Origin of the sequence: Defluviimonas sp. SAOS-178_SWC, from assembly GCF_039830135.1 — a bacterium.
Classification (GTDB): domain Bacteria; phylum Pseudomonadota; class Alphaproteobacteria; order Rhodobacterales; family Rhodobacteraceae; genus Albidovulum.
Window position 1 is genome coordinate 2615198 of sequence record NZ_CP156081.1, and the last position, 24735, is coordinate 2639932.

Sequence of the window (24735 nt, forward strand, 5' to 3'; positions counted from 1 at the left end):
ATTCCCGCCCGGAACGTGGCACATGTTGCGAAAATGCAGACAATGACCGCAACATGGTGCGGATTGGAGCGGGAATTCACCCTCCCGCTACGCGGTCCGTTCGGCAATCTCTGCCCCGGCCCGGGCGGAAAGCGCCATGATCGTCAGCCCGGGATTGTGGAACGGGTTGGTCGGAAAGGACGCGGAATCCGTGACATAGACATTCGGCGCGTCGTGCAGCCGGTTCTTCGCATCGCTCACATGCCGCTTGGGGTCGTCGCCCATGCAGGCACCTCCGGTCTCATGAATCGAGGAACCCGGGATCAGCGCACCTTCGGGTGTGTAGACCAGGGGCCCGGCGAGCTTGTAGGCCAGTTTCGAGATCAGGCTTTCGCGGCCCAGAAGGTCGTCGGGCAGCCCGAAGGTTTCCGACACGTCCTTCAGGCTCCGGTTCATGTCGCGGATCATCGCGCGTTCATTCTCCGAATGCCTGAGCGTGACCTTCGCCGCCGGAATACCCCAGGCGTCGCGCTTCGACGGGTCGATCTCCACCCGGTTCTCGGCGCGCGGCAACACCTCGCCGATCGCCATGAAAAACCAGCCCGGCTCCAGCCGCCCGACGGAACCCAGAAGCGAATAGCCGCGCAGAAAACCGCGCCCGTCGTCACCGCCGACATTGCGGAAGGAGGGGACGTAGATTCCCGATTGCTGGCCGAAATCGTAGGGGTCGTGGCCCGCGCCCATCCCCTCAATCTCGGGCAGGGTGCCGGCGCGGAAGACCATGAGGTGGTCAGAGAGGTAGCGCCCGAGATTTCCGCTCGAATTGCCAAGTCCGTTCGGATGGCGCCCGCCCCGGGAGTTGAGAAGAATCCGGCAGCTTTCGATGGTCGACGCCGCGACCGCGACATGGCGCGCCGCCACCGTGACCCGTTCGCGGCTGTCCGCATCAATATAGGTGACGCCAGTCGCGCGCCCGGTGTCGGGATCGGTCTCGATCCGCTCGACCACCGCGCCAGAGCGCAACTCGAACCGGCCCGTCGCCTCGGCGGCCCGCAAAGGGGGCGGCGTCCGGTTCGGCATGTGGTGAATGATCCGGCAGGTCGTCGCCGGCCGGTCGGGCCATTTCTCGGCCATCTCGGCCAGAAGCCGACGTTCGGCCTTCGTCAGTGGATGAGGGCCGGAATAGACGCCGTCGGGCAGGTTCGGAATGCCCGCCGCCTCTCCGGTCACGCCGAGGAACTCCTCGACCCGCGCATACCAGGGCGCGAGGTCGGCATGGGAGATCGGCCAACTGTCGCCGAATCCGTCCGCCTCGGCCGCCTTGAAATCGAGATCGGAGATGCGAAGCGCGTTCCGCCCCCAAAGGTGCAGCCGTCCGCCGACCTGCCGGGACCGGTACCAGTTGAACCGCGCACCCGTGCCGGTCGTATAGGGATTCTTCCGGTCGTTGAGGAAAAGGTGCGCGGTCTGCGGCGTGAAGGACATGCAGCGCGCCTGCACCTGCTGGCCGTTGAGGATCGCCATCACCCGCGTCAGGATCGAGACACGGCTGCCGCCCTCGTGGTCCGGTTCGGGGAAGTCCTTCGCCGGGTCGAGCTTGCGCCCCGCCTCCAGCATCAGGACACGGGCGCCCCGTTCCGCCGCTTCCTTGGCGACCCAGCCGCCCGAGGCGCCCGATCCGATGACGATGAGATCCCAGGGCTCGCTCATGGCTTCTTCGTCACATAGCCCCAGACCTCGCCCAAAATCCAGGACGTGGTCAGGATCATCGTGTAAGGAAGCGCCTTCAAATATCTGATACCCCTTCCCTTTTGCCTTTGCGTCAACCCGTGGCGGACCCAGAGGAGCGGCGGGATCAGCGGGCTCATGAGGATCAGCTTCCAGCGCTCGCCCTCGCCCATCGTCATCGTGCGGATATGGCCGAAAAGCCGCCCCCAGTGGAAGCGTTCGGGGATAAGATAGGAAAGCGTACAGGGCGGCCGGCCGTGGAAGATGATCATCTCGTTCGACAGCCAGAGCTTCTCGCCCTTCTTCATCAGGTAGTCGTGCAGGACCGGCTCGTGATACCGCTCCTTCCAGAGATGCCGCATTTCCTCAAGGGATTGCCGGGAATAGCTCACGTTGACATCCGACACCCACTCCGCCGGGCCGCTGTCGAACGGCAACCCGTAGCGGCCGAAATCGGTGAGGTAGAAGGCGAAGTTCAGAAGGCTCGCGGGTTCCCGGCATTCGATGCCGCCGCCAACGACGTGGCAGCCGGTTTCGGCATGCAGGCGCACGATCTGGCGCGCCCAGTCGGCGCGCGGATGGCCGCGATCCTCCAGAATGGCGATGATCCCGCCCCTTGACGCGGCAAGCCCCCGTGCCCTGCGGCGGTCGTAAAGCTCGTGCAGCCCCGCCTCGGTGGTAATCGGGTGAATGGGGTCGATCCGGCCGATATCGAGGAAGGTCACCGTCGGAAACTCCGCCGCCATCGCCGGAACCTCCGGGCGGCTCGCGTCATAGGGCAGAATAATTTCGTGGGAGGGCGGGTGGTCGAACGACGTCACCGCGCGCAGGAAATCGCGCAAGGGTTCGCCGCCGTCGATGATGGTGACGACGATGGACAGCTCCGGCCCCTCGCTCACAGCACCATCGCCCCGAGGTTCTCCAGCTGCACCGGCTGCCCGGTGCGCGAACTTTCGGCAACCGCCGCCGCCACCTCGACCGCCCTTAGCGCCGCGTGCCCGTCGGCGATGCGCAGGCCCGCGCGGCCTTCTGTCAGGGCGATGAACTCCGCCAATTCCTCCTGGAACGAGGCCAGAGCCGTTGTCTTCCACGATTTCAGTTTCTCGCGGATCTGGATATCGAGATAGCGCTTCTTCACCGTGGTGGTCGTGCCGCCGGGTTTTTCCATCGTGATCAGCATGTTCTCCATCGGCGCATAGGCGCCGCGCACCACGCCGTGGCTGCCATAGACCTCGACGGCGCTCTTGTAGCCCTTCCAGTCGGTCCAGGTCGCCTGGTAGATCGCCGGGACGCCCGAGGGCGACTTGAAGATCGCCAGGGCATTGTCTTCCGAACCTTTGACTTTCCACACCTTTTCAGTCGCGACGCCGTAAACCTCAGTGATCTCGCCCAGAAGGTGCCGCGCCATGTCGGTCATGTGGATGCCCACGTCCCAAAGCGCGCCGCCGCCCGAGATCTCCGACTTGTACTCCCAGTCGAAGGCAAATTTCGGCAGGCCCTCATGCCCGCCATAGACGCGGATATGGTCGATCTCGCCGATCCTGCCGCTCTCCATCACGTCCTTCACATAGGCGAAGGCCGGGTAGTAGCGCATGTTGAACCCGGCGCCGAGATGGCGCCCCGCGGCCTTCGCGGCGGCGAGGATGCGTCGGCTGCCCTCGACCGTGTGATGCAGGGGCTTTTCCGAGAGGACATGCAGGCCCTTCTCGAAGGCGGCAAGGCACAGGGGTTCGCGCACATGGGCGGGGGTGGAGATCACGACCCCGTCCATCGGCACCGACAGGAACTCTGCCAGATCGGTGAAGGCCGGCGCGCCGTGGGCGTGTTCGCGTGCCTTTTCCATAGTCATGTCCATGACGGCGGCAAGTTCCGCCTTCGGTTCCGCCAGAATCGTCGCGACCCGCATCTGGCCGATCTTGCCCGCCGCCCCGATCACTCCGATCCGCATCTGCCGTCCTTTCCGTCCGCCGGGTGGACGAAGCTCGAATTCCGAAAATCAATGCAAAACGGCTAGCATGGCGGCCGGATTCGGGCCAGCCTGCACCGGCCGGACAGGTTCCAATGGCGCCTGTCTGTGGCTATTCTGCGCTGCGGCGGCAAAAGGGGTAAGGACATGGAAACAGCGCTCAAGGGCAGGAAGGTCGTCGTCACCGGGGCGACCGGCTTCATCGGCCGCCGGCTGGTCTCGGCGCTGCTGAAGTTGGGCGCCGAGGTCACGGTGCTCACCCGCAGCCGCTCCGGCCTCGCCGATCTGCCCTCCGGCATCCGCGCCGAGATCGGCGGGATGGGCGATCCTGCCGTCCTCGCCCGCGCGCTGGCCGGGCAGGAAGTGCTTTTCAACCTCGCCTACGACGTCCGCGCCTCGGCGGGTGAGAACCTCGCCGCATTCGACCAGCTGCTTGCCGCCGCGCACGAGGCGGGCGTGGGCCGGATCGTCCATACCAGTTCCATCGTCGTCTACGACGCCTGGCCCGATCATGATTGCGACGAAGGAGGCAGCATGGAGCGCCCGGGCGGCAGCCCCTACCGGCAGGCCAAGATCGCGATGGAGAAACGGCTCCTCTCCGGACCGCTGCCCACCGCGATCCTGCAACCGACCATCGTCTACGGTCCGGGATCGTCGCTCTGGACCGACGGGTTCGCATCGGCGTTGCTGGCGGGTGGCGTGGTGCTGCCGGAACCGGAAGGGCTCTGCAACGGCGTTTTCGTCGAGGACGTGGTGCAGGCCTGCCTGAAGGCCGCCGCCCTGCCCGATCTTGGCCGCGAACGCTTCGTTATCTCGGGGCCAGCGCCTTTCGCCTGGTCGGCGCTCCTCGAAGGCTACGCCGCGATCCTCGGGCGCGGCGCTGTCCGCCGGGCGCCCTTGGCCGAGATCGAGCGAAATCTCGGCCCAAAGCCCGACGAAAGCGCCGATCACAGTCCCTCTCTCGCCGCCCGCGTCAGCGCCGTGGCGCGGCGGCTGATCGGCCACAAGCGGTTCGAGGCGCTGGTCCGGGCCTTGAAGAAGCGGCTTTCGAAGGGCGGGGAACTCTACCCCAACCACCACCTTCTGGAGGAATATTCCGGCAAGGGGATCTGCCGGATCAGCCATGCCCAGTCACGGCTCGGCTATGCGCCGGACTTCGATCTGGAACGCGGGCTGGCCGCGACGGCGGATCATTTGCGGGCGATGCGGGCCTGATTGCAACGGACGACGTGTCGGCCTGCGGCGGGAGCCCTTCCTGTTCGCGGGCCCGTGGTTACCGCCGTCCGGCCAGTGCGACATAGGTTTTCTCGAACTGCCGGTGCACCCAGTCGGGGTCGAAGCGGTCGAGCCTTGACTTCGCCAGAGCCGCCGCCGCCATTCGCGCGCGCAAGCCTTCATCAGTCAGGATTGCCGTCACCGCCCCGGCGATCGCCTCCACATCGCCGATCGGCACCACCGCGCCAACCTCATCGTCGATCAGTTCGACGACCCCGGAACAGGCCGTCGCCACCGCCGGAATCCCGGCCTGGAACGCCTCGACGATGGTGAAGGGCAAGGCTTCCCAGCGCGAGGTCAGGAGGAACAGATCCGAGGCACGCAGGTAAAGATGCGGCCGGTTCACCCGTCCCAGGAAGCGCAGATGATCCTGCACGCCCGTCTCGCGCGCCAACGCCGTCAGCTTCGCCTCGTCCACGCCGTCCCCAGCAACGACGAACCGGAAGCCGGGATGGTCCGGGATCATCCGGGCCACCGCCTCGATCAGGACGTCGATCCCCTTCTGATGTTCCAGCCGCGCGACGGTGATGATCAGCCGCTCACCATCGCCCAGAAGGTCGCGGCGAAGTGCGGCCACCTCCTCCGCGCTGTCCTCGGGCGGCGGCGCCACGCCGAGGCCCAGCACTTTCAGCTTCGCCTCTGGCACCCTGCCGATCTTGGCCAGATCCCCGGCCGAGCGGTGCGATGGCGTGATCACCAGATCCGCCTTCGCGGCGATGCCGCCGAAGGAGGCGATGCGGGACGGCTCCGAGCCGTGATACGTCACCGCAAGCGGGATATTGAGCCCGCGCCGCGCGAGGTTCGCCACCAGCGCCGGCGCCGATTCATGGGCGTGGATCACATCCACCGGGTTCCGCTTCAGCCAGCGGCGCAGCACCCATGCCGACTTCGCGACATTGAAAAGACGCGCGGGCAACGACCCGCCCTCGCCGGACACGTATTTCGTCGGCAGGTCGAGGAAATCCGTCTCCGTCTCCGGCCCCGCCCAGGCCGCCGGCGTGCCGCCGAGCGTCACCCGGTGGCCCTGCCCCCGCATCCAGTCGCGCAAGGCCAGGACATGGCGGGTGATGCCGCCGACCCCGAACTGCGTCTGCATTTCCAGAATGTGAAGCCGCCCGCCCGCGGAAGTGTCCTTCGCCATCGTGCCAAATTCGCTTTTCTCAACCCGTCCCTCGTCCATAGCGCAACCCTGCGCGCGCCGCACCTGCAAGATCGGCCCGCGCCACATTTCCGTCGCCGATCGGCTCCGGCGGGGAAACGAAGTGGCGGATTTGCCACCTTTGCCCACGCTCGCGCCGGACCATATGCGCGCGCCGGTCGAAGCGATTGGGCATCCGCCCCAAATCGGCATAGGTAAAGGCAACGCAACAAGGCAGGGACGCGCCGCGCGATGCATGTCGGGATAGACGCCAGCGCCTGGGACAACGAACGCGGCTTCGGGCGCTTCACTCGCAGCCTCGTCGAGGCGCTCGCGGCCCGCGACAGCGGCTTTCGCTACACGCTCCTCTTCGGCCGTCCGCCGGAACGCCCGGTGCCCGCAGGCGTCGCCACCGTGATCGCCGGGGCGCAGAAGTCGATGGCGGAGGCATCCTCCGGCACGGGCGCGCGGGCCGGGGCCGACATGCTGACGCTGTCGCGGGCGGCGTCCCGGCTCGGCGCGGATCTCTTCTTCTTTCCGGCCAGCTATTCCTTCTTCCCGATCTTCTCGCGGGTGCCGAAACTCGTCTGCATTCACGACACGATCCCCGAACGCTTCCCCGACCTCATCTTCCCGACACGGCGCAACTTTCGGTTCTGGCAGGCGAAATCCTGGCTTGCCCGCGCACAGGCGACGCGAATCCTGACGGTATCGGAGGCATCGGCCGCCGATATCTCATCCATGCTTCGCGTGCCGCGCGACCGGATCGACGTGACGACCGAAGGGGCGGACGCGACCTTCCGCCCGGTCACCGATCCTGCGCGGCTTGCAGCCACCCGCGCCCGCCACGGCATCGCGGAGGGCGACAAGGTGCTGATATATATCGGCGGCTTCAACCGTCACAAGAACGTGCTGAGGCTGATCGAGGCGATGCCGGCGATTCTCGCCGCCTGCCCGGGCGCCCGGCTGGTCATCGTCGGCCGCACCACCGGGGACCGGTTCTGGGACAATGTCGACGAATTGAAGGCGGGGGCCTCGAAGGATGCCCGTGCCTCGGACCGGATCGGCTTTGCCGGAGAGATTTCCGACGCCGACATGGCGGAGCTTCTCAACGTCTCCGAAGCCTTGGTCTTTCCCTCGCTCTGGGAAGGCTTCGGCCTGCCGGCGGTCGAGGCGATGCAGTGCGGCACGCCGGTCCTCGCCTCGGACCGCAGCAGCCTGCCGGAGGTGGTCGGCGACGGGGGGCTCCTCTTCGATCCCGAACGGACGGAGGATCTTGCCGGCGCCGCGATCCGACTTCTGACCGAGCCCGGCTTGCGCGATCGGCTGGCGGCGGCGGCATCCGAACGCGCGCGCCTCTTCACATGGGAGAAGGGCGCGGAGCTGACCGAGGCATCGTTCAGAAAGACCTCAGGGCGCGCCTGAATGCGCAGCACTGAGGGCCGCGCCGACCCTGGGCGGGCGCTTCTCAACGGCCGAGCATGGAACTTAATGGTGCCACAACCCTCCACCGGTTTTCCTAAGCCCGACGCAGCAATGCGCCCTCCCGAGGGGAGGGTCGGGCGCGGCCCGGGCTGGTCGCCCGAACCATCACGGGTAGGAAGCGCAGCCCAAACCTCTGACGCCCCTCACGCCCGGCCGAACTCGTCCTCGATCCGCTCGATATCGTCCTCTTCGAGATAGGTGCCGGTCTGCACCTCGATGATCTCGACCGGGATCCTGCCGGGATTGGCCAGCCGGTGAACCTCGCCGATCGGGATGTAGACGCTCTCGTTCTCGTGCAGGACCGAGACCTTGTCGCCCAACGTCACCTCGGCGGTGCCGCGCACCACGACCCAATGCTCGGCCCGGTGATGATGCTTTTGCAGCGACAGCCGCGCGCCGGGCTTCACGACGATCCGCTTCACCCGAAACCGTTCGCCAAGGTCCATCGTCTGGTACCAACCCCAGGGCCGGTGGTTTCGGATATGCTCGACTGCCTCCGGCCGACCCTGGCCCTTCAGCGCGCCGACCAGCGCCTTCACCTCCTGCGCCTTGTCGCGCGGGGCGACCATGATCGCGTCCGTGGTCTCGACGATGGCGAGGTTCTCGACCCCGAGGGCACAGACCAGCCGGTGCTCGGAATGGATGAGGTTGCCGCGCGCGTCCAGTGCCAGCGCATCGCCGCGGACCGCATTCTCGTCCGCGTCGCGCTCCGACGCCGCCCAGACCGCGTTCCAGTCGCCGACATCCGACCAGCGGAACCCGGCGGGAACGACGACCGCCTCGGATGTCCTTTCCATGAAGGCATGGTCGAACGAGATCGCCTTGACGCCCGCGAACGCCTTGCCCGGCACCCACATGCCGAGATCGGGTTTCATCGCGGCGACGGCATCGCCGACCGTGCGCACCGCCTCGGGCTCCAGCGCGGCCATCGCGTCGATGAGCCAGCCGGCGCGGAAACAGAATATGCCGGCATTCCAGAGGCAGCCCTCGAAGATCAGCCGGTGGGCGCGGTCCTCGTCCGGCTTCTCGACAAAGCGCGTTACCTTGAACGCGCCGCCCGCCGCCGCACCCGGCTTGATGTAGCCATAGGCGGTCGAGGGTTCGGTCGGCGTCACGCCGATGACCGCGATCCCGGTTTTCGCCACGGCCGACGCCGCCGCGCCGATGGCGCCGCGAAACGCGTCCGTCTCGCGGATCAGGTGATCGGACGGCATCACGGCGAGGATCGCGTCGGGATCGTCGGCGGCCGCGATGGTTGCCGCCAGAAGCACCGCCGCCATCGTGTCGCGCCGTGCCGGTTCGATGACGATGCGCGCCTTCGGGGCCACCGCCTCGACCTGATCGCGGATCGTGAACCGCACGGGGTGAGAGCCGATCACCATCGGGTCGGCGAAATCCGGCCCTGTCGCCCGCCGGAGCGTCATCTGCAACAGCGTCTCGTCGCCGATGATCGGCAAAAGCTGCTTGGCCATCCCCTCGCGCGACACCGGCCAGAGCCGGGTGCCGGTTCCGCCGCAGAGAATGACCGGCAGGATCTTTTCGCTCATCGCCCACCCTCCCGGATCATTTCGCGCATTGCGGCACCGTGGTCAGGTAGCCCGGATCGAGATGTTCCGAGTACAGCACCAGCGTATTGTAGGTGTCGTCGAGGATATTGTTGTATTCCCGCACGATCCGCCCCTCCGGCGTCACCTCCAGAACCCGCCCCTGAATGGTCGAGGTGATCTGCCAGTTGCCGTTTTTCAGGTGCTGGTGCTTGCCCATGATGAAGCTGTCGAAGCTGAGGCCGGTGCCGTCGAAAAGATCGTGCGCCTGCCCGGTCTTCGGATCGACCTCGATGATGGAGGAGCGGAAGCGGTCGGTATTGTTGGAAAACACCGTGATCGTGCCGTTGGGCTGAAAATCGGCGTCGTGCTGGTGCTGCCAGGGGCCATACTGGGCCCACTTGATCTCACCCGTCTTGCGGCCGATCACGGCCAGCTGGTCGATATTGCGCATCGACACCAGAAGGTCGCCGGCCTCGAACTGCGGAAACGCCGCGGCCATTTCGGGCATCAGCTCCTCCAGGTCGTTGGGATGGAAGATGTCGGCCCGGTCGCCGTAATGCGTCGTGCGGTCGAACTTGTAACCCTCGGGCACCACCATCGCCAAACGGTTCGCCGGGGACTTGGCGATCACGTCGTCGATGAGGTCGATGGATTCGAGGATCTCGCCGGTTTCGGGATCGAAGCGGATCATCCGCTGGTCCTCGCCGCCATTCCAGATCGCCGACTGCCAGGTCCAGTAGCCGTCGACCCCGCGCTCGATCGAATGGTGGTAGATCTGATCGGTCTTGGCCCAGACCGGATCGCCGCAGGCATCGAGCCGCGCCATCCCCGGCGCGTCGTCCCAGACGACGAGAACCGAGCCGTCGGGCAGCATCGTGGCGATATGCGCGAACTCGCCGGGGCTGCCGCCGTCCTTGATCCGCGAATAGTCGATCGGCCGGGTGTTCACGACATTGCCGTCATCGTCCAGGAGGTCGAGGTGGTAGGTCTTGGTCGGGCCGTCGAAGCGGTTGATCACCATGTAGCCGGGTGCCGCTGCCGCCGCATCGTGCACGACGTAGCGCTCATCCGGGACGTCAGGTTTGCGCCGCGCGAAGGTGTCGGCCTGCAAAAAGAGCCCGGTCGCGCGGAAGGACCGCCAGGCGGTCTGCGCCTCGGAGACCTTCTGCCAGGGCCACCATTCCTTGTAGGTCGTCCACATCCCGGCAAGGAACGTCCCGACGAAGGCGAGGAATACGGCGGCGAGGATCGAAAGGGTCTTGGCGCTCATGCGAAATCCACGAAAGAAGCGGCGCGGCGCGCCGGGGCTATGGAAGGACAATAGACGGAGCGATGCGGCTTAGCGACCCCGCTCCACAATGCGCGGGCAATTGGCCGGAAGCCGGAAACAATTTTTCGCCTCGCGGGCATTTCACTCCGTTTCGCCGCCAACGCGGACCCGGCGCGTGAGAGAATCCATCGCCTCAAATCCACGGCCGCCACCCAAATCCGTCCCAGTGCCGACCCTCCTCGGCAGAGGCTATGCGCAACCTCCCCTTCCGATCAATCTGCGACTATGCAGACGGCTCGACATCCGCGGCCGATCTGTCACAATCGCCCGCGCTAACGGATTGAAAAAGCGGGCGGATATGGCACCGAAATTCGGGACGAGCGGGTTGCGCGGGCTGGTGAGCGAGCTGACGGACGGTCTTTGCGCGGGCTATACGCGCGCCTTCCTCGCTTCCGTGCCGCATCGGGGCCTTCTGATGATCGGGCGCGACCTTCGCCCCTCCTCGGCGCGGATCGCGGGCGCCGTGGCGGCGGCGGCGCGCGAGGCCGGGCTCGATGTCCGCGACTGCGGCGAACTGCCGACGCCCGCCCTCGCGCTCGCCGCGATGGCGGCCGGGGCGCCGTCGATCATGGTCACCGGCAGCCACATCCCCGCCGACCGCAACGGGCTGAAATTCTATTCCCCGACCGGCGAGATCACCAAGGCCGACGAGGCCGCGATCCTCGCCGCCTATTCCGGCGATGCTGGCGCCCCTCCCGCCGCGGCGGAGCTGCACAATTCCGCCCTGCCCGCCTACGCAATCCGCTACCGCGACGCCTTCGGGACGTCGGCCCTCAAAGGTCTCAGGGTCGGGGTCTATGAGCATTCCTCCGTCGCCCGCGACCTGACGCGCGATCTCACCGCCGATCTCGGCGCCGCGGTGATCCCGCTTGGCCGCTCGGAAAGCTTCATCCCCGTCGATACCGAAGCCGTCGATACCGGCACTCGCGCCCGTCTCGCGGGCTGGGCGGCGGCGCACCGGCTCGACGCCGTGATCTCGACGGATGGCGATGCCGACCGGCCGCTCGTCGCCGACGAGACCGGGGCTGTGATCCCCGGCGACATACTCGGCACGCTGACGGCCCTCGCCCTCGGCGCGCGGACGGTGGTGACGCCGGTCTCCTCCAACACGATGATCGAGGCGACGGGCCGCTTCGCGGCTGTCCTGCGCACCCGCATCGGCTCCCCCCATGTCATCGCGGCGATGGAGACGGCCATGCTGGACGCCGACGCCCGGACGGTCGGGTTCGAGGCCAATGGCGGATTCCTTCTGGGGTTCGAGGCCGACGGTCCCGGGGGTCGTCTCGCGCCGCTTGTGACCCGCGACGCGATGCTGCCGATCCTGATGCCGCTCGCCGAAGCGGTCCGGCAGGGCCGGCCACTCTCGGCGCTCGTCGCTGCGCTTCCCGACCGACGGACCGCGAGCGACCGGCTGGAAAATGTGCCAACCGAAACCTCTCAGGCCCTCGTCACCCGGCTCACCGAGGATACGACCGAACGCGCCCGGTTCTTCGCCGGTCTCGGCCCGGAACGCGGGATCGACACGACGGACGGGCTCCGGATCAGCTTCGCCTCGGGCAACATCGTGCACCTGAGGCCCTCGGGCAACGCGCCCGAACTCCGGTGCTATGCCGAAGCCAGCACGACCGCGGAGGCCGACGCCCTCGTCCGCCGCACCCTCGACGCGATCCGCGCCGCGATGGCTTGACGGCGGCCCGGCCCGCGAGGCACCGTCGCACCACCATCGAAAGGACCGCCATGACCCGCCTTGCCCGCACCCTCGCCGCCATCGACGCCGCCAACGGTGCCGATCCCGACCGGAGCGAAGGCACACCCGCCGCGCGGCTTTACGGTGAGCGGATGACGGCGGAACTGGAGCGGCTTTTCCCCGACGCGTCCGAGGACCTCAGGATCGCCGCGCGCGGCCAGCATATCGAACGCTGGACCTCCCCCCGTTCCGCCTATCCCGAGGGGCGCGAAGGCTACCTTGCCTGGCGGCGCGACCTCGCCGCCTTCCATGCCGGCCGGGTGGGCGAGATCATGTCCGCCGAAGGCTATGGGAACGACGCGGTCGAACGGGTCGGACAGATGATCCGCAAGGAGGGCATCAAGCGCGACCCCGAAGTCCAGGCGCTTGAGGACGTGATCTGCTTCACCTTCCTGCGCTGGTATTTCCAGCCCTTCGCCGAGGGTCGCGACGCGGGCGGGCTGGAACGCATCGTCGCGAAGACGGCGCGCAAGATGTCCGCCGAGGCGCGGGCGCGGGCGCTGAAGGAGTTCGACCTGCCCGCCCCCTTTGCCGCCGCATTCCGCATCTGAGTCCAGCGGAACAACCCTGAATTGTCCACCCGGCGGGTTGTCGCCCAATTCTGTTTCGGATTCGTAACTTTTCCCCGGTTTCGACGGGCGGACTGTTGCCGCGCGGACTCGCAATCCGGCGGAATGCCGCGCCGCGGCTTGGCGGATCGGAGTGTCGGGCGCAGAATCACTTGACGGAGCCGAAGCGCGGCCATATCTGCGCCGCGCCAAAGCCACCGTCACGTGTGAGTATGGCCTGAGGACAGGTTTGTAATTGCGGCCAGAAGGGGCCGTGCGGGAAGGAAGAGAACGATGGAAATGCCAAAGCAGATGAGCGCTGGCGAAACGCAACCGCGCGCGCGCAAGCAGCAAGGGCAAAGCGAGGACATGCCGGAACGCCGCAAGACGGAATCCGATGTCGCCCGGTCGGCCGGAGAGCAGATGCAGGCGACGCATTTCAGCGACTGGGCCTCGATCTGAGCCTTTTCGCCTGAGCCCGGGCCGGACAGGCGTATCAGGTTCACATCCGACGAAACGTATCGGAATTCGGCCCAACGGGGTACGAATTCCGATTAAAGGCAGATCCGAAATGCCTTAATCTGAGGCTCCGCGAGGAGCCCTGATGCCCGACCCCGTATCGACCATTCCCAATCTCGGCCCCGCCTCCGAAGCGGCCTTCGCCCGCGCGGGCATCCATACGGCCGACGAACTGCGCGCGCTCGGCGCGGACGCGGCCTATCTGAGGCTTCTGCAATCCGGCAGCCGGCCGCATTTCATCGGCTACTACGTTCTCGTCATGGGCCTTCAGGGCCGCCCCTGGAACGATTGCCAGGGTGCCGAGAAGGCTGCCCTGCGCAAGTCCTTCGACGCGCTGAAGGCCCAGGCCGCCACCACTCCGACAAAGGAAAAGGACCGCGCCCGGCTGGACGCGATCCTCGATGAGATCGGGTTGCTCACGCCAGCCCCGCGCTGACCGGCGGTCGCCGGATCAGTTCCCGCCCGCGGCCGGAGGATAGGCCGGCAGCGCCACGCACTCGGCGGCTGAGACCCCGCACACCCAGTCGCGCAGTTTCAACGCTGTGGCATTCCCGGGTTCGCGCGCGAGCACCTCGCGCGCGTCCGACGCCGCACCGGCATAGTCGCCGGAAAGCTGCCGGCTCAATCCGCGCATCAGGAGCTTTTGCGGATTTGCCTCATCCCAGTCCGGCATGGATTGGAGGACGTCTTCGTATTCCCGAAATTGCCTCGCCCTCGACAGCGCAAACAACAGCACTCCCCAGTCGGGATACGACTCCGGCTCACGCGCGACGACCTCCCGGAGGGCGTTCGCAGCCGCGGCATGGTCCTCGCGCCGCAGATTGATCCGCGCGATCATCCGGTAGCCGCCCGCCCTGTCCGGTTCAAAGGCGATCGCCCGTCCGGCCGCGTCGAGCGCCGCGTCCCAGTCCCCAAGGTCGAGATGCGCAAGCGCCTGCCATTGCGCGATCTGGTAGTGTTGCATCCGGGTGAGCAGGCGCCGCGAGGAAAGGTCGCGACAGGCCGCGGCGCGGGATGCCGCCGGCCGGGCCGGATCGGCGCAAGGCGCGACGAACGTCGCAAGGTCGGGTGCGGGCGTCAGCGCATAGGATGCCAGCGCGGTCGTCGTGCCGGCGACGGCAAGGGACAGAAATCGCAGGGACAGTGTCAGTTTCCTCCGTCGCAGCATTCCGTTTCCTCCTGAGCGACAACATCGGCGGAACTAAGGCACGAAAAAGGGGCCGCCCCTTCGGGCGGCCCCATCCGATTTCGCGACGGCTGTCCGCTCAGCCGACGAGTTCAAGGCCGGAGAAGAAGTAGGCGATTTCGACGGCGGCAGTTTCCGGGGCGTCGGAGCCATGGACCGAGTTCTCGCCGACCGAGAGGGCGAATTCCTTGCGGATCGTGCCCTCGGCCGCGTTGGCCGGGTTGGTGGCGCCCATCACTTCACGGTTCTTCGCGATGGCGCTCTCGCCTTCGAGGACCTGCACCACGACCGGCTCCGAAGCCATGAACTCGCAAAGTTCGCCGTAGAACGGCCGGTCCTTGTGGACCTCGTAGAACTTGCCGGCCTGGGCGAGGCTCAGGTGGATGCGCTTTTGCGCGACGATGCGCAGGCCCGCTTCCTCGAACTTGGCATTGATCTTGCCGGTCAGGTTGCGGCGGGTCGCGTCGGGTTTGATGATGGAAAGCGTGCGTTCGGTCGCCATGTGATGTGCCTCTGATCTGGTGCGGCCGGGCCGCGTCTCGGTTCGGGTTCGGTTCGGCGCGCCTGCTAGCATGGCGGCGCGGGATTGAAAAGGTGGCGCGGGCAGCGGGTCGGGATGCCTCCGGCGGAGGTATTTCGGGCAAGATGAAGGCAGGAGTGCTTTTCCCGCCCCCGCGCCTCTGCTATGCGGCCCGCCATGCTCAGGATTTCCGACATCACCTATTCGGTCGAAGGCCGGCCCCTCTTCGAGGGCGCATCGGCCGTGATTCCCACCGGCCACAAGGTCGGCCTCGTCGGCCAGAACGGCACCGGCAAGACCACGCTCTTCCGGCTGATCCGGGGCGAGCTGTCGCTCGAGGGCGGCGAGATCGCGATGCCTTCGCGAGCGCGGATCGGCGGCGTGGCGCAGGAAGTGCCGTCCTCGGCGACCTCGCTTCTCGACACGGTGCTTTCCGCCGATACCGAGCGCGCGGCGCTGATGGCGGAGGCGGAAACCGCGACCGATCCCCACCGGATCGCCGAGATCCAGCACCGGCTGGCGGATATCGACGCCTGGTCTGCCGAGGCGCGGGCCTCGGCGATCCTGAAAGGGCTCGGCTTCGACACCGAGGCGCAGGCGCGGCCCTGTTCGGACTTTTCCGGCGGCTGGCGAATGCGCGTGGCGCTGGCGGGGGTGCTTTTTGCCCAACCCGACCTGCTCCTCCTCGACGAGCCGACGAACTACCTCGACCTCGAAGGGGCGCTCTGGCTCGAAAGCTACCTCGCGAAATATCCCCATACGGTGATCATCATCAGCCATGACCGCGGGCTTCTGAACCGCGCCGTGGGGGCGATCCTGCATCTGGAGAACTGCAGGCTGACGCTCTGGTCCGGTCCTTACGACCAGTTCGCCCGCCAGCGCGCGGCGCTCCGCGCGGCCCAGGCGGCCGAGGCCAAGAAGCAGGAGGCGCGGCGCGCCCATCTGCAAAGTTTCGTCGACCGCTTCAAGGCCAAGGCATCGAAGGCGGTCCAGGCGCAGAGCCGGGTGAAGATGCTGGAGAAGATGACGCCGATCCTGGCGCCGGAAGAGGCGAAGAAGGTCGTCTTCACCTTCCCCGAGCCCGAACAGCTGTCGCCACCGATCATCACGATGGAAGGCACTGCGGTCGGCTATGACGGTCCGCCGGTGCTGCGCCGGCTCGACCTCAGGATCGACCAGGACGACCGCATCGCGCTTCTCGGGCGCAACGGCGAGGGGAAATCGACGCTCTCGAAGCTTCTTGCCGGCAAGTTGCATCCCTGCGAGGGCAAGATCGTCCGCTCCTCGAAGCTGCGCATCGGCTATTTCGCCCAGCACCAGGTCGACGAGCTGCATCTGGACGAGACGCCGCTGCAGCATATCCTTCGGCTGCGTCCGGCCGAGGGGCAGCCGAAGCTCAGGGCGCGGCTCGCGGGGTTCGGCCTCGGCGCCGATCAGGCCGATACCGTGGTCGGGCGGCTTTCCGGCGGGCAGAAGGCACGGCTGTCGCTCCTGCTGGCCACGATCGACGCGCCGCATCTCCTGATTCTCGACGAACCGACCAACCACCTCGACATCGAGAGCCGCGAGGCGCTGGTCGAGGCGCTGACCGAGTATTCCGGAGCGGTGATCCTCGTCAGCCACGACATGCACCTTCTCGGCCTCGTCGCCGACCGGCTCTGGCTGGTGAAAGGCGGGGCCGTCGCACCCTATCCGCATGATCTGGAGACCTACCGCAAGGACCTGCTGGCCGGCGACGACGCCGAAAAGCCGGTCGAGAAGCCGAAGGAGAAGGCGCCCAGACCGTCCCGCGACGCGGTGCTCGCGCTGAAGGCGGAGGTGCGCCGCGCCGAGGAAAGGCTGGCCAAACTCAACGAAATGCGGGACAAGTTGGCGGTGAAGCTTGCCAACCCGGAACTCTACGAACGCCCCGCCGAAGCCGTCATCTGGCAAAAGAAATACGCCGAGGTGATGGAGGCGCTCGACCGGGCAGAGGGATTGTGGCTCACGGCGGCGGAGAAGCTCGAAGCGGCGGAGGCCTGAGGCCCTGGACCCGGCATTCTACATCACGGCCTTCGTCACGCTCTTCGTGATCATCGACCCCGTGGCGCTTGCCCCGCTTTTCGTGGCGCTGACGCAAGGCATGGACAGCGCCCATCGCCGGGTCGTGGCGCTGCGCGCCTGCGGCATCGCGATCGTGCTGATGACGCTCTTCGGGCTTCTCGGCGACAAGATCCTGAGCGTGATCGGAATCTCCATGCCGGCCTTTCGCATCTCGGGCGGGATCCTGCTGTTCGTGACCGCGCTCGACATGCTTTTCGAGCGCCGCACCCAGCGCCGCGAGGGACAGCACGCCGATCCCCATCACGATCCTTCCGTCTTTCCGCTCGCCACCCCGCTGATCGCGGGGCCGGGCGCCTTCACGACGATGATCCTTCTCGTCAACAACTCGCCGTCGACCGGCCTCGCCCATACGCTCGCCATCCACGGCGTGATGATCGCGGTCGTCGCCTGCGCCTTCGTCTTCTTCCTTGCCTCGGGCATCATCGAGCGTGCGCTCGGGCGGACCGGAATCGTGGTGATCACCCGGCTTCTCGGCATGCTTCTGGCCGCGCTTTCGGTGCAGTTCGTGCTTGACGGCGTCAAGGGCACCGGGCTCCTCTGAGCCATGGATTTCAACGACCTTCCGCGCCTTGCCTATTTCGTCCTGCTTCTTGCCGTGGTCGGCGGATATTTCCTGATGGAGAACCGCAAGAACCTCGGCAAGACCGCGCAGCAGGCGGCGATCTGGGGGCTGATCTTCCTTGGCGCCATCGCGGTTTCGGGACTGTGGGGCGATATCCGCCGTGGCGCCCTGCCGACCGAGGTTGTGGTGCACGGCGATACGCTGGAAGTGCCGGTGGCCCAGGATGGGCATTTCTATCTCACGGCGGAAGTGAACGGGACGAAGGTGCTTTTCGTCGTCGATACCGGCGCCTCCGACATCGTGCTGACCCAGCGCGACGCGGAACGGGTGGGGCTGAAGCCCGGGACGCTCAACTACTTCGGCACCGCGATGACGGCGAACGGAAGGGTCGAGACGGCCCCCGTCCGGCTCGGCACGCTCGCCCTCGGCGAGGTGACGGACACGAACGTGCCGGCCGTGGTCAATGGCGGCCAACTCGACACCTCGCTTCTGGGGATGAGCTGGCTTGGCCGGCACGAGGTGACGTTCGCGCGTGACCGGCTGATCATCCGGCGGTAGCGGCAGGGCCCGGCGGATCCCGGCCCCGAGGCGCAGAGGGCCGCGCCCGTTCTGCCCCTCACCCGCCGCTTTCGGCCTTCTTCGCCCAGCGGCCGCTTTCCTCGGACCAGTATTGCGCCGCGACCCCGGCGCCGGTCAGCGCCTTCCACTGCCCCCGCGCCCGGTCGGTCGCCGCCGGGTCGTTGCCGTCGAAAAGGATGCAGACCCGTTCGAGCCCGGCGCAGTCCTCCGCCAGAACCTCGGCGCCGTCCATGGACATCAGGCAGACGGCGCCGTTCGGCGCCTCCCGTCCCGTCGTGAGCAGGATCGGCTGGTCGGCGTCATACTTTCCACCCGCGAGCCCGTGCGGCAGGAAGCTTTCGTCGCCGCCCTGCCAGAGCACCTGGTCGAGCCAGTCCATCCGCTGGGCCGCAGTCCCGCGCACCACGACATGCCAGCCCGCCTGCAACGCCTTCGTCAGGAGAAGCGGCAGCGTCGCCTCCAGCGGCGAGCGCGTCAGATGGTAGAAAAGCGCGGCCCCCATCAGCCTTCCAGCATGTCCCGCACCAGCCGGTCGAGCGCCATGACCCCCCAGCCCGTCGCCCCTTTCGGCGCGAGTGTGGTTTCCTTCGGCGGCAGCGCCACCCCGGCAATGTCGAGATGGCACCACGGCACATCGTCCTTGACGAAGCGCCTGAGGAACTGCGCCGCCGTGATCGAGCCCGCCGGCCGGCCGCAGGAATTCTTCATGTCGGCGAGGCGCGATTTCAATAGCGCATCATAGGCCGGCCCCATCGGCATCCGCCAGGCGCCCTCGTCCTCGGCCGCCGCCGCCTTGAGGAAGGCGTTGCAGAGGGCGTCGTCGTTCGAAAACACCCCGGCATTCTCGTGGCCGAGCCCGACGATGATCGCGCCGGTCAGCGTCGCGAGGTTGATCATGCCGGTCGGTTTGAACCGCTCCTGCGCGTACCAGAGCACGTCCGCCAGCACCAGCCGCCCCTCGGCATCGGTGTTGATGACCTCGATCGTGTCGCCCTTCATCGAGCGGACGATGTCTCCCGGCCGCTGCGCCCGCCCGTCCGGCATGTTCTCGACCAGGCCGACAAGGCCCACGACATTGGCCTTGGCCTTTCGCAGCGCGAGCGTCCGCATGACGCCGGAGACGACGCCGGCGCCGCCCATGTCCATCGTCATCTCTTCCATCCCGGCCGCCGGCTTGATCGAGATGCCGCCGGTATCGAAGACCACGCCCTTGCCCACCAGCGCGAAGGGCGCGTCGCCCTTCCTGCCGCCGTTCCACTGCATGACGACGACTTTCGACGGGCTTTCGGAGCCCTGCCCGACGCCCAGAAGCGCGCGCATGCCGAGCTTTTCGAGCGCCGGTTCGTCCAGCACCTCGACCTCAAGCCCGATCTCTCGCATCGCAGCCAGGCGCTCGGCGAAGTCGGTGGTGGTCAGGACGTTCGCCGGTTCGTTCACGAGATCGCGGGTGAAACAGACGCCGTCGGCCAGGGCCATCAGGGGCGCGGCCTTCGCCGAGGTGGCGTCGGGATCGTCGACGAGCATCGTCACCGCGCCTTTCGCGGGTTTCTCGGCGGTGTGGTAGAGCGCGAAGTCATAGGCCCTGAGCGTCAGGCCGAAGGCGATCTCGGCAGCGCGGGGATGGGCCGCGGCAAGGACCACGACGCCCGCTTCGCCCAGCGCCTTCCCGACCGAGGCGCCGGCCTTGCGCGCCTCGGCGGTATCGGCGCGGCGGGCCAGCTTCACGAGTTGCACCGCCTCCGCCTTCAACCCGGCGGGATACGAAAGATCGAGCGCGTCGCCCGCTTTCAGCTTGTCCCAGGCCTTGCCTTGCAGGGCCCGTCCGATCGCGCCGCGCGTCGCCCGGTCAAGCCGTTTTGCCACGGCGCCGAGCTTGCCGTCGGGCCCGACGATCAGGGCGACCCGCCCCTCGGCGTCGGTCAGGGCCTCGAACCCGGTCTTTTCGAATTGAACCGTCACGGGCGTTGTCATGTCTTGTCTCCGGCATGGTTTTGCCGGACCCTAGCGCCCGCCCCGGCCCTTGGCCAGATATGAGTTTTCCCGCCGGTCGGTTTCGGCTAGGGATGGGAACCGAGGCAGACGGGAGACAGGCGAAGTGTCCAGATTCGACAGATACTTGCTGTCGCAGCTGATGATGCTCTTCGGCTTCTTCGCCCTCATCCTCGTTACGGTCTACTGGATCAACCGGGCCGTCATCCTCTTCGATCAGCTCATCTCCGACGGCCAGTCGGCCTGGGTTTTCCTTGAATTCACAGCGCTGACGCTGCCGAACGTGATCCGCCTTGTCCTGCCGGTCGCGGCCTTCGTCGCCTCGGTCTACGTGACCAACCGGCTCTCGTCGGAAAGCGAGCTCGTGGTGATGTCGGCGACCGGCTTCTCGCCCTTCCGGCTCGCCCGCCCCGTGCTTTACTTCGGCCTCATCGTCACCCTGATGATCGCGATCCTCATGCATGTCCTCGTCCCCGCAAGCCGCGCCAAGCTTGCCGAACGGCGGGGCGAGATCGCCGAGAACGTCACCGCGCGGTTCCTGACCGAAGGCGCCTTCCTGCACCCGGCCGACGGCATCACTTTCTACATCCGCCAGATCACCCCCCTCGGCGAATTGCAGGATATCTTCCTCGGCGATGCCCGGACACCCGGCAAGCGCACGACCTACACGGCCGAGCGCGCCCTGCTGGTCAAGAGCGAGGCCGGACCGAAGCTGGTGATGTTCGAGGGCATGGCCCAGACGCTGGACGTCGAGACGAGGGCGCTGGCGGTCACCCGCTTCGCAGACTTCTCCTACGATATCGGGGCGCTGATCGGCGCCGGCGCGGACCGGCCGCCGGGTGTCGAGGAGATGTCGACCCTCACCCTCCTGTCCTCCGACGCGGCCGAGGCGAAGCGTCTCGGCACGACGCGGAGCGAGATGCTTCTGGAAGGCCACGGGCGGCTGTCGCAGCCGTTCCTCGCGCTCGTCGCGGCGCTGATCGGGTTTTCCACCCTGCTCACCGGCGGGTTCAGCCGCTTCGGCCTCTGGCGCCAGATCGCGCTCGCGGTCGGGCTTCTGGTCTTTGTCCAGTTCCTCGCGAACGGCGCGACCAGCCTCGTGACCGGGCGCCCGGCGCTCTGGCCGGTGCTTTACGTCCCGATCGTCGCGGGCCTCGCCCTCGCTGCCCTCTTTCTGACGATGGCCGGGCGGGTGCGCCGGGTCCGGCACGGCCTTGCCTCGGCGGTGGCGTCATGACGCTGTCGCTCTATATCGCCCGGCGGTTCCTCGCGACCTTCGCGATGGTCTTCGGGGGCTTTTCCGTCCTGCTCTACCTGATCGACATGGTTGAGCAGATCCGCCGGTTCGCTAGCGCCGATCTCGGCCTCGGCGCGGCCGCCGAACTCGCCGCGCTGAACACACCGCAATCGGTCTACCGCATCCTGCCGATGATCGTGATCCTTGCGTCCATCGCGCTCTTTCTCGCCCTCGCCCGCTCGTCCGAGCTGGTGGTGATCCGGGCGGCCGGGCGGTCGGCGCTGAGGATGCTGGTGGCCCCGCTGGTCACCACGCTAGTGGTCGGCGCCGTCGCGGTGGCCGCGCTCAACCCCATCGTCGCCGGAACCGCGAAGCGCTACGAGGTGCGCGCGAACCAGTACAAACTCGGCGAGGGCAACGTGCTCTCGGTCACCCGCGAAGGCCTCTGGCTGCGCCAGGGCGGCCCCGAAGGCCAGACCGTCATCCGCGCCGCGCGGTCGAATTACGACGGCACGGTGCTTTACGACGCCACCTTTATCGCCTTTGCCGAGGCGAGCGGCCCCGTCGCCCGCATCGACGCGGCCGAGGCGACGCTGACCGAAGGCGCCTGGCTTCTGACCGACGCGAAGGAATGGACCTTCACCCCCGGCGGCAATCCCGAACGCGAGGCGGTCCGCCGGGACGCGATGCGGTTGCCGTCGGAACTGACCGTCGACCAGATCCGCGACAGTTTCGGCACGCCCTCGACCGTACCGATCTGGGATCTGCCGGCTTTCATCGCCGGGTTGGAAAGGGCGGGATTTTCGGCTCGCAAGCACAATGTCTGGTTCCAGATGGAACTCGCGCTGCCGCTTCTTCTCGTCGCGATGGTCCTCGTCGGCGCGGGCTTCACGATGCGCCACGCCCGGTCCGGCAATACCGGGGTGATGGTGCTTCTCGCCGTGGTCTCGGGGTTCGCGATCTTCCTCTTGCGGAACTTCGCCCAGGTGCTTGGCGAGAATGGCCAGATTCCTGTCCTCCTCGCCGCTTGGACGCCGCCCGTCGCCGCACTTCTTCTGTCGCTGTCGCTGCTTCTGCACCTGGAGGAGGGCTGAATGCGCCGCCTCCTCGCCGCCCTCGCCCTCTGGCTCATCGCGCTGCCCGCCCTGGCGCAAGACCCGGCAACCCTGATCGCCGACCGCGTCTTTCTCAGCGGCGATGAGACGCTGACCGCCGAAGGCGCGGTCGAGGTCTTCTACAAGGGCGCGCGGCTGACGGCGCGGCGGATCATCTACGACGGCACCACGGAGCAGTTGACCATCGAAGGGCCGATCACGCTCATCGACGGCACCGGGACGGTGGTGCTGGCCGATTCCGCCGAACTGTCGCGCGACCTCACCGACGGGATCCTCACCGGCGCCCGCATGGTGCTCGATGACCAGTTGCAGCTTGCCGCCGCGGAAATGGCGCGGGTCGGCGGGCGTTTCACGCGGCTCAGCCGTGTCGTCGCCTCGTCCTGCCAGGTCTGCCCGTCCAATCCGACCCCGCTTTGGGAAATCCGCGCCCGCCGCGTCATCCACGACAAGCAGGAACGGCAGCTCTACTTCGACCATGCCCAGTTCCGCGTCGCCGGGCTGCCGGTCTTCTACGTCCCGCGCCTCAGGATGCCCGATCCCACGCTGACGCGCGCGACCGGCTTTCTCATGCCGCGTTTCCGCACCACGACGGCCCTCGGCCCGGGCCTCAAGCTGCCGTATTTCTTCGCCATCGGCGACAGCCGCGACCTGACGCTCACCCCCTATGTCTCGGCCAGCAAGACCCGCACGCTGGAATACCGCTACCGTCAGGCGTTCCGGACCGGCACGGTCGAGGTGAACGGGGCGGTGACCCGCGACGACCTGCTGCCGGACGACACCCGCGGATACGTCTTCGCCACGGGCGAGTTCGATCTGCCCCGCGACTTCACGCTCAACTTCGCGATCGAAGCGGTCAGCGACGACGCCTACCTTCTCGACTACGGCATCGACGACACCGACCGGCTGGCCAGCGGCGTCACGGTCACCCGCACCCGGCGCAACGAACATATCGACGCTCGGGTCTTCCGCTACTGGTCGATCCGCGCGGGTGACGACAATTCGGTGCTGCCGGTGCTTGTCGGCGACCTGACCTTCCAGCGCCGCTTCACGCCCCGCTATCTCGGCGGCGAGGGCCAGTTCAGCTTCGACCTCCACAGCCAGCGCCGGTCCTCATCGGTCGCGACCGATGCCAACGGCGACGGCGTGACCGACGGCCGCGACCTCAGCCGCGCGACCGCCTCAGTCGACTGGCGCCGCAACTGGGTCTTCGGCAACGGGATGGTTCTGTCAGGCGCGACGGAGTTGACGGCCGATTTCTACTCGATCAGCCAGGACGCCGCTTTCCCCGGTACCGTCACCCGCCTCACCCCCTCGGCGGCGGTCGAACTGCGCTGGCCCTGGGTCAAAGCGGCACCGCGCGGCGGCGCGACCCATGTCATCGAACCCATCGTGCAACTGGTCTGGAGCCCCGACAGCACCGACGCGGTTCCGAACGAGGACAGCCAGATCGTGAACTTCGACGAAGGCAACCTCTTCGGCTTCAACCGCTTTCCCGGCGCGGACCGGCACGAGCTTGGCCGCCGCGTCAATGTCGGTCTCGGCTGGACGCGGTACGATCCGTCGGGCTGGACGCTTGGAGTGATCGCGGGACGAGTCTTCCGGCAGAAGGATCTCGGCCAGTTTTCCGCCGCCTCCGGGCTCGACGGCACGACCTCGGACTGGCTTGTCGCCACGCAGTTCCAGACCGCCGACGGCCTCGACATCATCAACCGGGCGGTGTTCGACGATTCCTTCGACATCAGCCGGGAAGAGCTGCGCATCGCCTACGCGGCGGAGCGTTACGATGTCACGGCGGGCTATCTCTGGCTGGTCGCCGACCCGACGGAGGGTCGCAATCAGGCAAGCTCGGAACTCGTGCTCGATGCCGGGTGGGACATGGGGCGGAACTGGCGCGGCTCCCTCGCCGGCCGCTACGATTTCGAGGCGGCGCGGGCGACGCGGGCCTCGTTCGGTGTCGCCTACCGGACCGAATGCGCCACGGTCGATCTTTCCCTCTCGCGTCGGTTCACGTCCTCGACTAGTGTGAAGGCCGATACGGATATCAACCTGTCGGTCATCCTGCACGGCTTCGGCACCGGGACAGATGGGCGCAATTACAGACGCAGCTGCGCCCGCTAGACCGAACTGGAAGGGTCCGTGAGGCGGCGGCAAAGACCGGAAACGAAGAACAGAGCAGACGGAC

22 protein-coding genes are annotated in these 24735 nt (G+C 67.2%); 12 read left to right on the forward strand and 10 right to left on the reverse strand.

Annotation, left to right across the window (positions count from 1 at the left end):
- Positions 1-87: 87 nt before the first annotated feature.
- From V5734_RS13515 to V5734_RS13525, 3 genes are read right to left on the reverse strand one after another with little or no spacing between them, the layout of a single operon-like run.
- Positions 88-1689, reverse strand: a complete 1602-nt coding sequence (locus V5734_RS13515; RefSeq protein WP_347310166.1) for a GMC family oxidoreductase — start codon at positions 1687-1689, stop codon at positions 88-90.
- A complete protein-coding gene (locus V5734_RS13520; RefSeq protein ID WP_347310167.1) occupies positions 1686-2606 on the reverse strand; it encodes a hypothetical protein in 921 nt (306 codons plus the stop codon). The genes V5734_RS13515 and V5734_RS13520 overlap by 4 nt, the downstream gene beginning before the upstream one ends.
- Positions 2603-3655 carry a Gfo/Idh/MocA family protein gene (locus V5734_RS13525; RefSeq protein ID WP_347310168.1) on the reverse strand — a complete coding sequence of 351 codons (1053 nt, stop codon included), beginning with the start codon at positions 3653-3655 and terminating at the stop codon, positions 2603-2605. Before V5734_RS13525 ends, V5734_RS13520 begins: the two co-directional genes overlap by 4 nt.
- Positions 3656-3820: 165 nt before the next feature.
- Between V5734_RS13525 and V5734_RS13530 the strand changes: the two genes are divergently transcribed.
- Complete coding sequence (locus V5734_RS13530; RefSeq protein ID WP_347310169.1) at positions 3821-4888, forward strand: NAD-dependent epimerase/dehydratase family protein; 1068 nt, start codon at positions 3821-3823, stop codon at positions 4886-4888.
- 58 nt (positions 4889-4946) lie between these two features.
- Here V5734_RS13530 and V5734_RS13535 read toward each other — a convergent pair whose 3' ends face one another.
- Positions 4947-6089 (reverse strand): glycosyltransferase family 4 protein, encoded by a 1143-nt coding sequence (locus tag V5734_RS13535; RefSeq protein WP_347310170.1) that lies wholly within the window; start codon positions 6087-6089, stop codon positions 4947-4949.
- A 249-nt stretch (positions 6090-6338) separates the two neighbouring features.
- Here V5734_RS13535 and V5734_RS13540 point away from each other — a divergent pair, with 249 nt between their 5' ends.
- Complete coding sequence (locus tag V5734_RS13540) at positions 6339-7511, forward strand: glycosyltransferase family 4 protein (protein ID WP_347310171.1); 1173 nt, start codon at positions 6339-6341, stop codon at positions 7509-7511.
- Between the two features lie 203 nt (positions 7512-7714).
- Here V5734_RS13540 and V5734_RS13545 read toward each other — a convergent pair whose 3' ends face one another.
- Together V5734_RS13545 and V5734_RS13550 are read right to left on the reverse strand one after the other, a co-directional pair.
- Positions 7715-9118, reverse strand: a complete 1404-nt coding sequence (locus tag V5734_RS13545; RefSeq protein ID WP_347310172.1) for a mannose-1-phosphate guanylyltransferase/mannose-6-phosphate isomerase — start codon at positions 9116-9118, stop codon at positions 7715-7717.
- Positions 9119-9134: 16 nt separating this feature from the next.
- Positions 9135-10388 (reverse strand): arylsulfotransferase family protein, encoded by a 1254-nt coding sequence (locus V5734_RS13550; protein WP_347310173.1) that lies wholly within the window; start codon positions 10386-10388, stop codon positions 9135-9137.
- 358 nt (positions 10389-10746) lie between these two features.
- On the opposite strand from V5734_RS13550, the gene V5734_RS13555 reads away from it, so the two are divergent.
- The 4 genes from V5734_RS13555 (at position 10747) to V5734_RS13570 (ending at position 13698) form a co-directional block, all read left to right on the forward strand.
- Positions 10747-12135, forward strand: a complete 1389-nt coding sequence (locus tag V5734_RS13555) for a phosphomannomutase (protein ID WP_347310174.1) — start codon at positions 10747-10749, stop codon at positions 12133-12135.
- A gap of 50 nt (positions 12136-12185) precedes the next feature.
- Entirely contained in the window at positions 12186-12746 is a 561-nt protein-coding gene (locus V5734_RS13560) for a DUF4202 domain-containing protein (protein ID WP_347310175.1), read from the forward strand.
- Positions 12747-13037: 291 nt separating this feature from the next.
- Entirely contained in the window at positions 13038-13205 is a 168-nt protein-coding gene (locus V5734_RS13565) for a hypothetical protein (protein WP_347310176.1), read from the forward strand.
- A gap of 142 nt (positions 13206-13347) precedes the next feature.
- Entirely contained in the window at positions 13348-13698 is a 351-nt protein-coding gene (locus V5734_RS13570) for a TfoX/Sxy family protein (protein ID WP_347310177.1), read from the forward strand.
- Positions 13699-13713: 15 nt separating this feature from the next.
- Here V5734_RS13570 and V5734_RS13575 read toward each other — a convergent pair whose 3' ends face one another.
- Positions 13714-14430, reverse strand: a complete 717-nt coding sequence (locus V5734_RS13575) for a tetratricopeptide repeat protein (protein ID WP_347310178.1) — start codon at positions 14428-14430, stop codon at positions 13714-13716.
- A gap of 97 nt (positions 14431-14527) precedes the next feature.
- Entirely contained in the window at positions 14528-14950 is a 423-nt protein-coding gene (gene ndk, locus V5734_RS13580; protein WP_347310179.1) for a nucleoside-diphosphate kinase, read from the reverse strand.
- A 195-nt stretch (positions 14951-15145) separates the two neighbouring features.
- Between ndk and V5734_RS13585 the strand changes: the two genes are divergently transcribed.
- The 3 genes from V5734_RS13585 to V5734_RS13595 are packed head-to-tail and all read left to right on the forward strand — an operon-like array spanning position 15146 to position 18191.
- Positions 15146-16990, forward strand: a complete 1845-nt coding sequence (locus tag V5734_RS13585) for an ABC-F family ATP-binding cassette domain-containing protein (RefSeq protein WP_347310180.1) — start codon at positions 15146-15148, stop codon at positions 16988-16990.
- A gap of 4 nt (positions 16991-16994) precedes the next feature.
- Entirely contained in the window at positions 16995-17612 is a 618-nt protein-coding gene (locus V5734_RS13590) for a MarC family protein (RefSeq protein ID WP_347313636.1), read from the forward strand.
- Positions 17613-17615: 3 nt separating this feature from the next.
- Positions 17616-18191, forward strand: coding sequence for a retropepsin-like aspartic protease family protein (locus V5734_RS13595; protein WP_347310181.1), 576 nt, complete (start codon positions 17616-17618; stop codon positions 18189-18191).
- 58 nt (positions 18192-18249) lie between these two features.
- Here V5734_RS13595 and V5734_RS13600 read toward each other — a convergent pair whose 3' ends face one another.
- Together V5734_RS13600 and V5734_RS13605 are read right to left on the reverse strand one after the other, a co-directional pair.
- Positions 18250-18714, reverse strand: coding sequence for a DNA polymerase III subunit chi (locus V5734_RS13600; RefSeq protein ID WP_347310182.1), 465 nt, complete (start codon positions 18712-18714; stop codon positions 18250-18252).
- Positions 18714-20183 carry a leucyl aminopeptidase gene (locus V5734_RS13605; protein ID WP_347310183.1) on the reverse strand — a complete coding sequence of 490 codons (1470 nt, stop codon included), beginning with the start codon at positions 20181-20183 and terminating at the stop codon, positions 18714-18716. Before V5734_RS13605 ends, V5734_RS13600 begins: the two co-directional genes overlap by 1 nt.
- Before the next feature lie 124 nt (positions 20184-20307).
- On the opposite strand from V5734_RS13605, the gene lptF reads away from it, so the two are divergent.
- The 3 genes from lptF to V5734_RS13620 are packed head-to-tail and all read left to right on the forward strand — an operon-like array spanning position 20308 to position 24671.
- Positions 20308-21438 (forward strand): LPS export ABC transporter permease LptF, encoded by a 1131-nt coding sequence (gene lptF, locus V5734_RS13610; protein WP_347310184.1) that lies wholly within the window; start codon positions 20308-20310, stop codon positions 21436-21438.
- The gene (gene lptG, locus V5734_RS13615) at positions 21435-22532 is read left to right on the forward strand and encodes an LPS export ABC transporter permease LptG (protein ID WP_347310185.1); all 1098 of its coding nucleotides are present in this window, start codon (positions 21435-21437) and stop codon (positions 22530-22532) included. Before lptF ends, lptG begins: the two co-directional genes overlap by 4 nt.
- Positions 22533-24671 carry an LPS-assembly protein LptD gene (locus V5734_RS13620; protein WP_347310186.1) on the forward strand — a complete coding sequence of 713 codons (2139 nt, stop codon included), beginning with the start codon at positions 22533-22535 and terminating at the stop codon, positions 24669-24671.
- Positions 24672-24735: the final 64 nt, after the last annotated feature.